This is a genomic window from Planomonospora parontospora (genome assembly GCA_014647935.1).
Lineage (GTDB): Bacteria > Actinomycetota > Actinomycetes > Streptosporangiales > Streptosporangiaceae > Planomonospora > Planomonospora parontospora.
The window spans coordinates 108,020-121,631 of sequence record BMQD01000017.1 but is presented as its reverse complement, the minus strand read 5'-3'; the positions used below and the strand labels follow the sequence as shown (position 1 = coordinate 121,631).

The following is a 13,612-nucleotide window of genomic DNA, read 5'->3' as shown; positions in this document are numbered from 1 at the left end:
CACGCGATGCGGGCCGGCCCCTCCCAAGAGGAGATCAGACGCCACAACCTCGGCGCTCTGCTCCGTCATGTCCACCTGAGCGGGCCGACCTCGCGCGCGGAACTCACCAGCAGGATGGGGCTCAACCGCAGCACCATCATGGCGCTCACCGCGGACCTGACCGCCGCCGGCCTGGTCCGCGAGGAGCTCCCCCGGGAGACCGGCCGGGCGGGACGCCCCTCCCTGGTGGTCCGCCCCGAGTCGGCGCGGGTCTACGTGTTCGCCCTGGACGTCGGGGTCGACCGGCTGGTCGCCGCCCGGGTCGGCCTGGGCGGGGCGGTCCTCGACCGCCGCGAGACGGTACGGCGGCGCGGTCCCTTCTCGCTGGAGGAGGTCGTCGGTCCGCTGGCCGCCTTCGCCCGGCAGATGCACCGCAGGACACGGCCGGACACGGTCTGCGTCGGGGTGGCCGCGGCCTTCTCCGGCGGGGTGGCGCAGAGCGACGGCGTCGTCAGGTTCGGACCGAACATGGGCTCGGTGGACGTGCCGTTCGGCGAGGAGATGGCCCGCCGCCTCGCGCTCGGCCTGCCCGTGACGGTCGGCAACGACGCCAACCTCGCGGCGATGGCCGAGCACCTGCGCGGTGTCGGCGTCGGCTGCCGCGACCTCGTCTACCTCCACGGCGACGTGGGCGTCGGCGGCGGCGTGATCGCGGGCGGCGCCCTGCTCGGCGGCCACCAGGGCTTCGGCGGCGAGGTCGGGCACATGGTCGTCAACCCCCAGGGCCGGCTGTGCGGCTGCGGTTCTCGCGGCTGCCTGGAGGCCGAGGTGGGGGAGCGGGCGCTGCTGGAGGCGGCCGGGCGCTTCGGCTCCCAGGTCGGCAGGGAGGCCGTGCGCGCGGTGGTCTCGGCCGCCGACCGCGGCGACATCGTCGCCCAGGCGGCGCTGAGCCGGGTCGGCGACTGGCTCGGCCTGGGCGTGGCCAACCTGGTGAACGTCTTCAACCCGGAGATGGTCGTCTTCGGCGGCATGCTGCGCGAGGTCTACCTCGGCTCCGCCGCGCAGGTCCGCAGCCGGCTGAACCTCGACGCCCTCTCCCCGTCGCGGGAGCACCTGCGCCTGCGCACCACGGCCCTCGGCGACGACGCCACCCTGGTGGGCGCCGCCGAGCTCGCCTTCGCCCAGGTCCTGGCCGACCCCCTGGAGGTCCTCGCGCGCGCCGGCTCCTGACGGCGGGCCGTACGGTCCGGGGCGCCGGTCCGCGGCGGCCGTACGGGAACGGACGGCGCGCTCCCGACGGGCCCCGGCGCGCTCCCGGCGGCTCCCGGGCCGGCCGGCGGAGGCGGCGGCGCGGGCGGGGCGGCGTGCTCAGTCGACGACGCGGCGGGGGGCGGTGAAGGTGTTGCAGGCGCGGGGGGCGCCGCGCTCGAAGCCGCGCTCCATCCAGTAGGCCTGGCTGCTGCCCCTGCCGTGGTCGTTCTTCGGCCAGCTCTTGTGCCCGTTGCGGGCGGTCCACTCCAGCATGGCCTCCCAGTGCTCCGGCGTGACCTGCAGGTCGCCGGCGGCTCCGCGCAGGAAGGCCGAGGCCAGGCAGTCGGCCTGCAGCTCCAGCCGGCGGGAGAGCGCGAGCCTGGCCGGGGTCCCGGCCCGCCAGACGGCCCGGCCGTAGTAGGGCAGGATGCCCGCCAGCTGCTGGACGTGGTGGGCGTACTCGTGGGCCATGAACTGCGCGTGGTTGGGACCGTACGGGTTCTTCAGGACGGCGCGGGTCAGGCCGATGTAGATGGTCCGGTCGCTGGAGCAGTAGTAGCCGCCCGCGCCGGCGGGCCACTTCCCGCAGGGGCTGCTCACCCGCGAGGTCGCGAAGCGCAGCTCCGGCGGGGTGAAGTCCAGCCCGGCCTTGCCGAACTGGATGCCCCAGGCCAGCCCGAGGCAGCGGGCGACGCGGGTCATGAAGGCCTTGTAGGAGGCCGCGCTCCCCGCCTTGATGCTCCCGGCCGGGCACGCCACGGAGGGCAGCACGCCGGCGGCGTACAGGGGGTTCGCGGTCGCCGCGGCCCTGCCCTGCACCAGGGCCGTGCCGGCGGGGGCCGCGGGCGCCTGCGCGGCGGCCACCGGGATCGCTCCCGCCTGACCCGCGCCCGCCGCCAGGGAGAAGGAGAGGGCGGCGGTGACGAGGGAGGACAGGTGGCCGAAGGGGAGAGCGCTCATGGTGAGGGAAAGGGTAGGGCAACTGTGGATAAAACGTATAGATTGCCCGTCTTTGCTGGCCGCGCGCTAGAGGCGAACTAGACTCGCCCTGTTACGTCAGACAGAGGGGATGATTCCGTGAGCGAGCGCGCCGGACGGCTGGGCGGTCTTCTGGAGTCGGTCAAGGGACCACGGGACCTCAAGCTGCTGAACGCGGACGAGCTGCCGGTGCTCGCCGCCGAGATCAGGGACCTGCTCGTCAGCTCCACCGCCCGCAGCGGCGGGCACCTCGGCCCGAACCTGGGCGTGGTCGAGCTGACCATCGCGCTGCACCGCGTCTTCGACTCGCCGCGCGACCGCATCCTCTGGGACACCGGCCACCAGGCCTACGTCCACAAGATGCTCACCGGCCGGGCGGACCGCTTCGGCACGCTCCGCCAGGAGGGCGGCCTGTCGGGCTACCCGAGCCAGGCCGAGTCCGAGCACGACGTCATCGAGAACTCCCACGCCTCCACCGCCCTGTCGTACGCCGACGGGCTGGCCAAGGCGTACCGGCTGCGCGGTGAGAGCGACCGCACGGTCGTGGCCGTGATCGGCGACGGCGCCCTCACCGGCGGCATGGCCTGGGAGGCGCTGAACAACATCGCCGCCTGCAAGGACCTGCCGCTGATCATCGTGGTCAACGACAACGGCCGCTCCTACTCGCCGACCATCGGCGGGCTGGCCAACCACCTGGCCTCGCTGCGCACCAACCAGCGCTACGAGGACGTGCTGGAGTTCGTCAAGGGCAACCTGACGAAGGTGCCCGTGGTCGGCGCCCCGGTCTACGACGCGCTGCACGGCGTCAAGAAGGGCATCAAGGACGTCCTGGCCCCCCAGGTCATGTTCGAGGACCTCGGCCTGAAGTACATCGGGCTGGTCGACGGGCACGACGAGCAGGCCGTCGAGGCGGCGCTGCGCAAGGCCCGCGGCTTCCGCCACCCGGTCATCGTGCACGTGCTCACCAAGAAGGGCTTCGGCTACTCCCCGGCCGAGAACCACGGCGAGGACTGCTTCCACTCGCCCGGCGTCTTCGACCCGCTGACCGGCGAGGAGAAGCCCAAGCCGCACGGCTGGACCAACGTCTTCGGCCAGGAGATGGTACGGCTCGGCGCCGAGCGCCAGGACATCGTGGCCATCACCGCCGCGATGCTCGGCCCGACCGGGCTGATCCCGTTCTCCGAGGCCTACCCCGACCGCCTCTACGACGTCGGCATCGCCGAGCAGCACGCCCTGACCAGCGCCGCCGGCCTGGCGCTCGGCGGGCTCCACCCCGTCGTGGCGGTCTACGCCACCTTCCTCAACCGGGCCTTCGACCAGCTGCTGATGGACGTCGCGCTGCACCGGCTCCCGGTCACGGTCGTGCTCGACCGGGCGGGCGTCACCGGCGACGACGGCGCCAGCCACAACGGCATGTGGGACCTGTCGATTCTGCAGGTCGTCCCGGGGCTGTCCGTCGCGGTCCCGCGCGACGAGCCGCGCCTGCGCGAGCTGCTCGCCGAGGCCGTGGAGGTCGACGACGGCCCCACCGTGGTGCGCTACCCCAAGGGTCCGGTCGGGCCCGAGATCGAGGCCGAGGGCAGGCTCGGCGGGATGGACGTGCTGCGCGCGGGCGACCCGGACGTGCTGATGGTCTCCGTCGGCCCGATGGCCGAGACCTGCCTGGAGGCCGCCGCGCTGCTCGACGCCCAGGGCATCTCGGCCACCGTGGTGGACCCGCGCTGGGTCAAGCCGCTGGACGAGGCGCTGGTGGCCGCCGCCCGGGTGCACAAGCTGGTCGTGGTGGTCGAGGACAACGGCCGGGTCGGCGGCGTGGGCGACGCGGTGGCCCGGATGCTCCGCGACGCCGACGTGGACGTCCCGGTCCGCACCTACGGCATTCCGCAGCGCTTCCTGGACCACGCCAAGCGGGCGAAGATCCTCGCCGAGATCGGCCTGACCGCCCAGGACATCGCCCGCGAGATCACCGAGGCGGTCGCGAAGCGCTCCCCGGTCCTGGAGAACCACCCGGCCCGCTGATCCCCGCGGACTCGGCCTCCCCGGCCCGCATGACCCGCCGATCACGGGGAAACACCCGGAGGTGATCCGCGGGACGGGGAGGCACCGGTGGCCGTTTTCCGAGTGAAGTCCGTCGAGCAGTCGATCAGGGACACCGAGGCGCCCGAGCACCGGCTGAGAAAGGACCTGTCGGCCCTCGACCTGACCGTGTTCGGCGTCGGCGTCATCGTGGGCACCGGCATCTTCGTGCTCACCGGCCGGGTGGCCAAGGAGATGGCCGGGCCGGCGGTCGCCCTGTCGTTCGTCGTCGCCGCGGTCGTCTGCGGGCTCGCCGCGCTCTGCTACGCCGAGTTCGCCTCGGCCGTGCCGGTGGCCGGCTCGGCGTACACCTTCTCCTTCGCCACGCTGGGCGAGTTCCCCGCCTGGATCATCGGCTGGGACCTGATCCTGGAGATGATGCTCGGCGCCGCGGTCGTCGCGGTCGGCTGGTCGGGTTACCTGACCTCGCTGCTGGAGTCCCTCGGCCTGCGCCTGCCCGCCGCGCTGGCGGGCGAGGACCCGGTCTTCAACCTGCCCGCGGCCCTCGTCGTGCTGGCCCTCACCGCGGTGCTGGTCGCCGGGGTCAAGCTCTCGTCGCGGCTGAACCTCGTCGTCGTCGCGATCAAGGTGACGGTGATCCTGCTGGTCATCGTGGCCGGGCTGTTCTTCGTCGAGGCCGCCAACTACACGCCGTTCATCCCGCCGCCCGCGTCGACGCCCGCCGTCGAGGGCCTGTCGGCGCCGCTGATCCAGGTGGTCTTCGGGATCACGCCGGTGGCCTTCGGCGTCGTGGGCGTCTTCAGCGCCGCCGCGATCGTGTTCTTCGCCTACATCGGCTTCGACGTGGTGGCCACCGCGGCGGAGGAGACCCGCAACCCGCAGCGCGACCTGCCGATCGGCATCATCGCCTCGCTCGGCATCTGCACGGCCCTGTACGTCGCCGTCTCCGTGGTCGTCGTCGGCATGCAGCCGTACCGGGAGCTCAGCGAGGCCGCCCCGCTCGCCGACGCGTTCAAGTCCGTGGGACAGACCTGGGCCGCCTCGCTGATCAGCATCGGCGCGCTGGCGGGCCTGACCACCGTCGTGATGATCCTCATGCTCGGCCAGTCGCGGGTGATGTTCGCCATGTGCCGGGACAACCTGCTGCCCCGGGGCCTGGCCCGGGTGCACCCCCGGTACGGCACGCCGTACCGGATCACGATCCTGCTGGGTGTGATCGTCGCGGCGCTGGCGGGCCTCCTCGACCTGGCGGCGATCGCCGAGCTGGTCAACATCGGCACGCTCTTCGCGTTCGTGGTGGTCTCGCTCGCGGTGGTGATCCTCCGGCGGACCCGGCCGGACCTGCCGCGTTCCTTCCGCACCCCGCTGGTGCCGCTGGTGCCGATCCTGTCGGTGCTGTCCTGCGTCTACCTGATGCTCAACCTGCCGGTGGAGACGTGGATCCGGTTCCTGGCGTGGATGGTGCTCGGCGTCCTGCTCTACTTCTCCTACGGCTACCACCACAGCGTCCTGGCCCGCCGGCCCCGCAGATGAGAACGGGGCCCGCCCCGCGCCGGGAGAGGCGCGGGACGGGCCCCGTGGAGGCCGGGACCGTCAGGCGGGCACTCAGGCGGGCACTCAGGCGGGCACGGAGGCCACGCCCGGCTCCAGGAAGCGCGGCTCGGCGATGCCGGACCGGTCCAGGAACGGGGTGATGCCGCCCAGATGGAACGGCCAGCCCGCACCCAGGATCATGCACAGGTCGATGTCCTGGGCCGCGGCGACCACGCCCTCGTCGAGCATGATCCGGATCTCCTGCGCCAGGGCCCGCAGCACCCGCTCGCGCACCTGCTCGGCCGTGGACGGGGAGGCGCCGCCGGAGAAGATCGTCACCGCCTCCGGGTCGAGGGAGAAGTCCGCGCCGTAGACGCCGGGCTTGCCCGCCGCGACCAGCTTCGCCATGTTCTCCGAGACGCCGAAGCGGTCGGGGAAGGCCGCGTGCAGGGTCTCGGCGACGTGCAGGCCGACGGCCGGGCCGACCAGCTGCAGCAGCGCGAACGGGGTCATCGGCAGGCCGAGGTCGTCGAGGGCGTGCTCGGCGAGCTCCAGCGGGGTGCCCTCGTCGACCGCGGCGATGACCTCGCCCATGAAGCGGGTCAGCAGCCGGTTGACGACGAACGCAGGGGCGTCCTTCACCAGCACGCTGGACTTCTTCAGCGACCTGCCGACGGAGAACGCCGTGGCGAGCGTGGCGTCGTCCGTGGCGTGGCCGCGGATGATCTCCAGCAGCGGCATCACCGCGACCGGGTTGAAGAAGTGGAAGCCCACCAGGCGCTCGGGGTGCGCCAGCTCCGAGCCCATCTCGGTCAGCGAGAGCGAGGAGGTGTTGGTCGCCAGCACGCAGGTCTCCGAGACCACGGCCTCGACCTCGGCGAACACCTGCTGCTTGACCTTCATGTCCTCGAACACGGCCTCGATGACGAAGTCGGCGTCGGCGAACGCGTCCTTGGTCAGCGAACCGGTCACCAGGGCCTTGAGGCGGTTGGCCTGGTCGCCGGTGATCCGGCCCTTGCCGAGCAGCTTGTCGACCTCGGCGTGCACATAGCCGACGCCCTTGTCCAGGCGGGCCTGGTCCAGGTCGGTCAGCACGACCGGGACCTCCAGGCGGCGGGCGAACAGCAGCGCCATCTGCGAGGCCATCAGGCCGGCGCCGACCACGCCCACCTTGGTGACCTTGCGGGCGAGCGCCTTGTCCGGGGCCCCGGCGGGCCGCTTGGCGCGGCGCTGCACCAGGTCGAAGGCGTACAGCCCGGCGCGCAGCTCGTCGCCCATGAGGAGGTCGGCCAGGGCCTGGTCCTCGGCGTCGAAGCCCTCGTCCCGGGAGGCGGTGCGGGCCAGCGCGACCAGCTCCAGCGCCCGGTAGGGGGCCGGGCTGGCGCCGTGCAGCTTCATGTCGAGCAGCACGCGGGCGCCGTCGACCACCTGCGACCAGTCCTCGGCGGTGTGGTCGGTCCGGGAGACCTCCACCTCACCGCGGAGCACCTGGGCCGCCCAGCGCAGCGACTCCTCCAGGAAGTCGGCGGGCTCGAACATCGCGTCGGCGACGCCCAGCGCGAAGGCGTCCCGGCCCTTGATCATGCGGTTCTGCGAGAGCGGGTTCTCGATGATCAGCTTGAGTGCGTTCGCCGGGCCGATCAGGCGGGGGAGCAGCTGGGTGCCGCCCCAGCCGGGTACCAGGCCGAGGAAGCACTCGGGCAGCGCCACCGCGGGCACGCCGGAGGAGATGGTCCGGTAGGTGCAGTGCAGGGCGACCTCCAGGCCGCCGCCCATCGCCGCGCCGTTGACGAACGCGAACGACGGCACGTCCAGCTCGCCGAGGCGGCGGAACACGTCGTGGCCCAGCTTGCCGATGGCCAGCGCCTGCTCGCGCTGCGAGACCAGGGCGGCGCCCTTGAGGTCGGCGCCGACCGCGAAGATGAACGGCTTGCCGGTGACGCCCACCGCGGCCAGGTCGGTGCGGCCCGCGACGGAGTCGATCGCCTCGTTCAGCGAGGTCAGGCCGCCGGGGCCGAAGGTCGACGGCTTGGTGTGGTCGAAGCCGTTGTCCAGCGTGATCAGGGCCATCGTGCCGGCGCCGTACGGCAGCTCGACGTCGCGGACGGCCGCCCTGGTGACGACCTCGTCGGCGAACAGTTCCTTGATATCCGTCACTTCGCACCTTCCCAGGCGAGGTTCTCCCAGATGACCGTTCCGCCCATGCCCATGCCGACGCACATCGTGGTGACGCCGTACCGGACGTCGGGGCGCTCGCCGAACTCGCGGGCGAGCTGGGTCATGAGGCGCACGCCCGAGGAGGCGAGCGGGTGGCCGAAGGCGATCGCGCCGCCGTACGGGTTGACCCGGTCGTCGTCGTCGGCGATGCCGAAGTGCTCCAGGAAGGCCAGCACCTGTACGGCGAAGGCCTCGTTGATCTCGAACAGGCCGATGTCGTCGATGGAGAGCCCGGCCAGGCGCAGCGCCCGCTCGGTCGACGGGATCGGGCCGACGCCCATGACCTCGGGGTCGACGCCGGCGAAGGCGTAGGAGACCAGGCGCATCTTGGGGGTCAGGCCCAGCTCGGCGGCGACGTCGGCGGCGGCCAGGACGCAGCCGGTGGCGCCGTCGTTGATGCCGGAGGCGTTGCCCGCGGTGACCCGGCCGTGCGGCCGGAACGGCGTCTTCAGCGTGGACAGGCCCTCCAGCGTGGTGCCCGGGCGGGGCGCCTCGTCGGCGGTGGCCAGGCCCCAGCCCTTCTCGGCGGAGCGCACGGCCACCGGGACCAGGTCGGGCTGGATCTTTCCGTCGGCGTAGGCCTTGGCGACCTTCTCCTGGGAGGCGAGGGCGAATGCGTCCGCGCGCTCCTTGGAGATGGCCGGGTAGCGGTCGTGCAGGTTCTCCGCGGTCATGCCCATGACCAGGGCGGAGCCGTCCACGATCTGCTCGGCCACGAACCGGGGGTTGGGGTCGACGCCCTCGCCCATCGGGTGGCGGCCCATGTGCTCGACGCCGCCGGCGATGGCCACGTCGTAGGCGCCGAAGGCGATGCCGCCCGCGACCGAGGTCACCGCGGTCATGGCGCCGGCGCACATGCGGTCGATCGCGTAGCCGGGCACGCTCTTGGGCAGCCCGGCCAGGACGGCGGCGGAGCGGCCGATGGTCAGCCCCTGGTCGCCGATCTGGGTGGTGGCCGCGATGGCCACCTCGTCGACACGCTCCGGCGGCAGATTCGGATTACGCCGGATCAGCTCGCGGATGACGCGGATCACCAGGTCGTCGGCGCGCGTTTCGGCGTACAGGCCCTTGGGACCCGACTTGCCGAAGGGCGTGCGCACTCCGTCGACGAATACGACGTCACGAGACGAAGGCACGGGTTCGCTCCTCGTTGATGGGTGGCTACGCAGACCATGCTACTGGTCGGTAACAACGTTTGGCGCGGGTGGCGCGGCCGGATCCGGGCGCGTCGCGGTGAGCTCCCCCACAGCGAGGTCTACCCCTCGGAGGTGCGCGGCGGGGATCCTCTCTGGCAAGATTGGCAATCGTTTTCCAGGAGGTCGCCTGTGGTCACGCTCGAAGATGTCGCCAGGCACGCGGGGGTCTCGCTCGCCACGGCCTCGCGGGTGCTCAACGGGAGCACCCGGCAGGTGGGTGCGTCGCTGCGGGCCAGGGTGGAGCAGGCCGCCCAGCAGCTGGGCTACCGGACGAACGTGGCGGCGCAGACGCTCGCCCGCGGCGCCAGCAACGTGGTCGGGCTCGTGGTCCACGACCTGACCGACCCCTACTTCGCGGCGCTGGCCGACGGGGCGATGCGGGTGGCCGAGGACCAGGGGCTGATGGTCATGGTCGCCACCACGCACCGCGATCCGGAGCGGGAGATCGCCTACGTCGCGACTCTGAACGCGCAGCGCGTGCGCGCCGTGCTGCTGGCCGGGTCCCGGATCGCGAACCCCGGGGTGACCCGGCGGCTGCGCGAGGAGCTCGACCGCTACCGGGCGACCGGCGGCCGGATCGCCTGCGTCGGCCAGGACCTGCTCGGCGCCGACACGGTGGCGCCCGGCAACGCCGAGGGCGCCGCCGAGCTCGCCCGGGCTCTCGCCGGTCTGGGGCACCGGCGCTTCGCCGTGCTGGCCGGGCCGCCCTGGCTGATCACCGCCCAGGACCGGGTCTCCGGGTTCACCGGGGCGCTCGCCGAGCTGGGCCTGCCCGCGCCGCAGCTCGTGCACGGCACCTTCGACCGCGACGGCGGCTACGGGGCGGCGGCCGAGGTCACCGACGCCACCTGCGTGTTCGCGGTCAACGACGTGATGGCGGTGGGGGCGCTGGCGTCGTTCCGGGACCGCGGGATCCGGGTGCCGGAGGACGTCTCGGTCGCCGGGTTCGACGACATCGCCACCCTGCGCGACCTCGTCCCCTCCCTGACGACGGTACGGCTCCCGCTGTCCGACATGGGCGCCCGCGCGCTGGAGCTCGCCCTCGACCCGTCGGAGGAGGCGCGGGAGCCCCGGGTCGAGCGGGTCTCCGGCGAGGTCGTCCTGCGCGGGAGCACCCGGGGCCTCACCCCGGAAGGGTGAGGCCCCGGGCCCTCGCGGTCAGGCGGACTCGACCAGCTCGCCGAACCTGGCCTTCACCCGGGCCAGGACCTCGTCGGGGTCGGCGGCCCAGACGTCGGCGTTGAAGATCTCCACCTCGATGTCGCCGGTGTAGCCCGCCGCGGCCACGGCCGCGGTCAGCGGCGCGAAGTCGATCACGCCGTCGCCCATCACCCCCCGGCCGAGCAGCACGTCCTGCGGGAGCGGGTGCAGGAAGTCGCACACCTGGTAGGAGGCGATCCGCTCCCCGGCGCGGGTGATCTGCTCCAGCACCTGCGGGTCCCACCACACGTGGAAGGTGTCGACGACGACGCCGACCTGCTCCACCGGGTGCCGCTCGGCCAGGTCCAGCGCCTGCCCGAGGGTGGACAGCACGGCCCGGTCGGCGCAGTACATCGGGTGGAGCGGCTCCAGGGCCAGCCGCACCCCGCGCTCACCGGCGTACGGCGCCAGTACGGCCAGCGCCTCGGCGACCCGCTCCCGGGCCCCCGCGAGATCGCGGTCGACCGCCCCGAGCGGCTCCGCGGGGACCACCCCGGGCAGCCCGCCGACCACCATGACCAGGCACGGGGCGCCCAGCGCGGCCGCCTCGTCGATCGCCCGGCGGTTGTCGTCCAGCGCGGCGGTGTCCCCGGAGGTGAGGAAACCGCCCCGGCAGAGCGACGACACGCGCAGTCCGGCGTCGGCCACCAGCTTCACGGTCTCGTCGAGGCCCTGCACGGCGACGTCCTGCCGCCACAGGCCGATGGCCTCGACGCCGTGCCGTACGCACCCGTCGACGGCCTCGGCCACCGACCAGCGCCTGGTCGTCCACTGGTTGAGGGACAGGCGGCTCCCCCTCGGCGTCACAGCCGGTGCCGCAGCCGGTGCCACAGCCTCTGTCGCGGTGCCTGTCACAGCCCGTGCACCTCCAGCAGCGAGCGCATGCGGCGCACGGCCAGCTCGGGGTCGCTCAGCAGGCCCGCGGCGTCGGCGAGCCGGAACACCTCGGCCAGGTGCGGCAGCGACCGGGCCGCCTGGGCGCCGTTGACCATGGCGAACGCGTCCTGGTGGCCGTTGAGCCAGGCCAGGAAGACGATGCCGGTCTTGTAGTTGTAGGTCGGCGCCTCGAAGATCTTCCGGGAGAGCGGGACCGTCGGGGCCATGATCTCCTCGTAGCGGGCGAGGTCCCCGGCGTCGAGCGCCGCCAGGGCCGCGGAGGCCGCCGGGGCGATCGCGTCGAAGATGCCCAGCAGCGCGTGGCTGCCGGAGGCGATCAGCGACGGGTAGTTGAAGTCGTCGCCGGTGTAGAGCTTCACACCCTCCGGCAGCGCCGCCCGCAGCCCGATCTCGTGCTCGGCGTCCAGCAGCGAGACCTTGACCCCGTCCACCGCCGCCGCGTGCCCGCGGATCAGCTCCAGGAACGAGGCGGTGGCCTCGGCCACGTCCCGCGAACCCCAGTAGCCGGCCAGGTTCGGGTCGAACATCTCGCCCAGCCAGTGCAGGATCACCGGCCGGTCGGTCTGCGAGAGCAGCTTGCCGTAGACCGCGTGGTAGTCCTCCGGACCCCGGGCGATCCGGGCGAGCTGCCGGCTGGCCATCACGATGACCCCGGCCCCGGCACCGCGGACGGTCTCGATCTGCTCGGTGTAGGCGGCCACCACCTCGTCCAGCGTCCCGGCGTCCGGGGCGTGGTCGGTGCCCGCCCCGCAGGCCACCAGCGCGGCCGGGTCGCCGAAGTCCGCCGCCTCGGCCGCGCTGCGCCGGATGAGCTCGCTCGTGGCGGCCCAGTCCAGGCCCATGTTGCGCTGCGCGGTGTCCATGGCGTCGGCGACGCGCAGGCCGTACGACCACAGGTGGCGGCGGAAGCGCAGCGTGGCGTCCCAGTCGACGGCGGCGGGGGAGCCGGGGGTGTTGTCGCCGAGCGGGTCGGCCACCACGTGGGCGGCGGCGTAGACGATCCGGCTCTGCGGCGGCCCGGCGGGCCGCTCCCAGACCACCGGCTCGCGCAGGGTGTGCTCCCCGCCGGGGAGCGCGATGCGCGTCACGGCTCCACCGGCAGGCGGCGGCCCTCGGCGGAGGAGCGCAGGCCCAGCTCGGCGAGGCGGACGCCGCGCGCCCCGGAGGCGAAATCGTAGGGGAACGGCGCGTCCTCCAGCACGTGGCGGACGAACATCTCCCACTGGATCTTGAAGCCGTTGTCGAACTCGGTGTTGTCCGGGACCTCCTGCCAGTCGTCGCGGAACCGCGCGGTGACGGGCAGGTCGGGGTTCCAGACCGGTTTGGGGGTGGTGGCCCGGTGCTGGATGCGGCAGTTGCGCAGGCCGGCGACGGCGCTGCCGTGCGTGCCGTCCACCTGGAACTCCACCAGCTCGTCGCGGTTGACCCGGACGCTCCAGGAGGAGTTGATCTGCGCGATGACCCCGCCCTCCAGCTCGAAGACGCCGTAGGCGGCGTCGTCGGCGGTGGCGGGGTAGGTCACGCCCCGCTCGTCCACGCGCTCGGGGATGTGGGTGACGGCCTGGGCGTAGACCGAGCGGACGCGGCCGAACAGGTTCTCCAGCACGTAGGCCCAGTGCGGGAACATGTCGAGCACGATGCCGCCGCCGTCTTCGGTGCGGTAGTTCCACGAGGGGCGCTGGGCGGTCTGCCAGTCGCCCTCGAAGACCCAGTAGCCGAACTCGCCGCGCACCGAGAGGATCCGGCCGAAGAAACCGCCGTCGATCAGGCGCTTGAGCTTGAGCAGGCCCGGCAGGAAGAGCTTGTCCTGCACGACGCCGTTCTTGACGCCCCGGGCCTCGGCGGCCTCGGCCAGCGCGACGGCCTCATCGACGGTCTCGGCGGTCGGCTTCTCGGCGTAGATGTGCTTGCCGGCCTCGATGGCCTTGAGCACGGCCTTGACGCGGGCCTGGGTGACCTGGGCGTCGAAGTAGATCAGGTTCTCGTCGGAGGCCAGGGCCGCGTCGAGGTCGGTGGTCCATTCGGCGATGCCGTGGTCGGCGGCGAGCTTCTCGAGCTTCTCGGCGTTCCGGCCCACCAGCACCGGCCTGAGCAGGACGCGGCTGCCGTCGGACAGTGTCACGCCGCCCTGCTCGTTGATCGCCAGGACCGACCTGACCAGATGCTGGCGGTAACCCATGCGGCCGGTGACACCGTTCATCACGACACCGATGCTTCGGGGGGACATTCTCTCTGAGCCTCCTATGGAAAGCGCTTTCCTGACCACCGTACGGCAGGTCAGGCCCATCGGGCAAGCGCCTGGAGGTGACGGTCCCGCATCTTGG

At 72.8% G+C, this 13,612-nt stretch carries 10 protein-coding genes; 4 read left to right on the top strand and 6 right to left on the bottom strand.

The window, feature by feature from the left end; genetic code table 11:
* The first annotated feature begins 6 nt into the window (after positions 1-6).
* Complete coding sequence (locus IEZ07_RS25015) at positions 7-1,209, top strand: ROK family transcriptional regulator (RefSeq protein WP_068895992.1); 1,203 nt, start codon at positions 7-9, stop codon at positions 1,207-1,209.
* A gap of 138 nt (positions 1,210-1,347) precedes the next feature.
* Here the strand turns inward: IEZ07_RS25015 and IEZ07_RS25010 are convergent, their stop codons facing one another.
* Positions 1,348-2,190, bottom strand: coding sequence for a neutral zinc metallopeptidase (locus IEZ07_RS25010; RefSeq protein ID WP_191896980.1), 843 nt, complete (start codon positions 2,188-2,190; stop codon positions 1,348-1,350).
* Positions 2,191-2,307: 117 nt separating this feature from the next.
* On the opposite strand from IEZ07_RS25010, the gene dxs reads away from it, so the two are divergent.
* Both dxs and IEZ07_RS25000 read left to right on the top strand, forming a co-directional pair.
* Positions 2,308-4,227, top strand: coding sequence for a 1-deoxy-D-xylulose-5-phosphate synthase (dxs, locus tag IEZ07_RS25005; RefSeq protein WP_239320418.1), 1,920 nt, complete (start codon positions 2,308-2,310; stop codon positions 4,225-4,227).
* An 87-nt stretch (positions 4,228-4,314) separates the two neighbouring features.
* A complete protein-coding gene (locus IEZ07_RS25000; protein WP_191896979.1) occupies positions 4,315-5,778 on the top strand; it encodes an amino acid permease in 1,464 nt (487 codons plus the stop codon).
* An 84-nt stretch (positions 5,779-5,862) separates the two neighbouring features.
* On the opposite strand, the gene IEZ07_RS24995 is transcribed toward IEZ07_RS25000, so the two are convergent.
* Positions 5,863-7,935, bottom strand: a complete 2,073-nt coding sequence (locus IEZ07_RS24995) for a 3-hydroxyacyl-CoA dehydrogenase NAD-binding domain-containing protein (RefSeq protein WP_191896978.1) — start codon at positions 7,933-7,935, stop codon at positions 5,863-5,865.
* Complete coding sequence (locus tag IEZ07_RS24990) at positions 7,932-9,131, bottom strand: thiolase family protein (protein WP_068895985.1); 1,200 nt, start codon at positions 9,129-9,131, stop codon at positions 7,932-7,934. Before IEZ07_RS24990 ends, IEZ07_RS24995 begins: the two co-directional genes overlap by 4 nt.
* A 189-nt stretch (positions 9,132-9,320) precedes the next feature.
* Here IEZ07_RS24990 and IEZ07_RS24985 point away from each other — a divergent pair, with 189 nt between their 5' ends.
* Positions 9,321-10,331, top strand: coding sequence for a LacI family DNA-binding transcriptional regulator (locus IEZ07_RS24985; RefSeq protein WP_068895983.1), 1,011 nt, complete (start codon positions 9,321-9,323; stop codon positions 10,329-10,331).
* Positions 10,332-10,349: 18 nt separating this feature from the next.
* Here IEZ07_RS24985 and IEZ07_RS24980 read toward each other — a convergent pair whose 3' ends face one another.
* The 3 genes from IEZ07_RS24980 to IEZ07_RS24970 are packed head-to-tail and all read right to left on the bottom strand — an operon-like array spanning position 10,350 to position 13,515.
* A complete protein-coding gene (locus IEZ07_RS24980) occupies positions 10,350-11,198 on the bottom strand; it encodes a sugar phosphate isomerase/epimerase family protein (RefSeq protein ID WP_239320416.1) in 849 nt (282 codons plus the stop codon).
* 44 nt (positions 11,199-11,242) lie between these two features.
* A complete protein-coding gene (locus IEZ07_RS24975) occupies positions 11,243-12,376 on the bottom strand; it encodes a dihydrodipicolinate synthase family protein (RefSeq protein WP_191896976.1) in 1,134 nt (377 codons plus the stop codon).
* Complete coding sequence (locus IEZ07_RS24970; RefSeq protein ID WP_191896975.1) at positions 12,373-13,515, bottom strand: Gfo/Idh/MocA family protein; 1,143 nt, start codon at positions 13,513-13,515, stop codon at positions 12,373-12,375. Before IEZ07_RS24970 ends, IEZ07_RS24975 begins: the two co-directional genes overlap by 4 nt.
* Positions 13,516-13,612 lie beyond the last annotated feature (97 nt).